Below are 1,078 nucleotides of genomic sequence, written 5' to 3'. Positions count from 1 at the left end.
CGGTGGGGGTCGCCGCGGCGCTCGCCTGGGATCGGGCGCGGGCCGCGGAGGCGGTCGTCCGCGCCCAGCGGGCCGAGGCGCTCGCGCGCGCGGAGGAGATGGTGCACGCGATCGAGGCCGAGCGCGTCGCGCTCCGGCGCCGGCTCTGCGCCCTCGAGAGCCGGGCCTCCACCGCCGCGCGCGCCGCGGAGGAGGCGGCGCGCCGCGACACGCGCCGGCTGGACCGGCTCGCCGAGGGGCTGGCCGCGGCGCTCGAGCTCGACCGGTACGCGTACCTGCGCCGCGCCGCGGCGAAGGCCCACTCGCAGCTCGCGCCCGCGCCCACGCCGAACCGACCGCAGCGCCTCGAGCCCACCGTGGGCTCCGAGCGGCTCGGGGTGGCGTAGGTCGAGCGGGCCTGGGCGCGCCCGAGCGCGAGCGCGCCCTCACCTCACCGACACGCGCGCCCGGTCCGCGAGCCGGTCGGACGGATGGACCACCACGCGCTCTCCGGGCTGGAGCCCGGCGACCACTGAGATCTCGGCCCCCTCCGCGTCGCCGACCTCGACGTGCCGCAGCCGCGCGCGCCCGCGATCCACGACGAACGCCGCCCACCCCTCCCCTCTGCGGAAGACGGCGCTCCCCGGGACCTTCACCGCGTCCGGGCGCTCCGACACCACCACCCGCGCCTCGACCGAGAAGCCGTCGCCGAGCCGCGCCCAGCCCGCGCCGCCGGCCGGCACGACGACGACGTGGACCCGCTGCTCCTCGACGCCGAGCGCCGACGTCTTCGTGAACGCGGCCGGATCGATCCGGCTCACGACGCCGCGGAGGGGGGCGCCCCCGCCCCAGGCCAGCAGCTCCGCCCGGGCGCCCGGCGCGAGGCGCACCGCCTGCGCCGTGAGCAGCTCCACGTCCACCTCCAGCGTGGACGGGTCGCCGACGTCCATCACCGGCGCGCCGGCCGCGATGGGCCCCTCGCTCTCGCGGTGGACCCGGAGCACCCGGCCCGGCGCCGGCGCCCGGAGCAGGACGCGCTCGCCGCGCGCGGCCCCCTCCACCCCCGCGAGGGCGGCCCGCGCCGCCTCGAGCTCGCCCG

At 80.6% G+C, this 1,078-nt stretch carries 1 protein-coding gene and 1 pseudogene; one reads left to right on the top strand and one right to left on the bottom strand.

Annotated elements, in window-relative coordinates; translation table 11 throughout:
- A pseudogene (locus MNZ27_RS23225) lies at positions 1-386 on the top strand (hypothetical protein); the annotation flags it as partial.
- A 39-nt stretch (positions 387-425) separates the two neighbouring features.
- Here the strand turns inward: MNZ27_RS23225 and MNZ27_RS23220 are convergent.
- A partial coding sequence (locus tag MNZ27_RS23220) for an efflux RND transporter periplasmic adaptor subunit (RefSeq protein WP_242396432.1) occupies positions 426-1,078 on the bottom strand: 653 nt, incomplete at its 5' end.

The sequence above is a fragment of the Anaeromyxobacter oryzisoli genome, from assembly GCF_022690765.1.
In the GTDB taxonomy this organism is placed as follows: Bacteria; Myxococcota; Myxococcia; order Myxococcales; family Anaeromyxobacteraceae; genus Anaeromyxobacter; species Anaeromyxobacter oryzisoli.
This window is presented reverse-complemented; position numbering and strand designations above follow the sequence as displayed.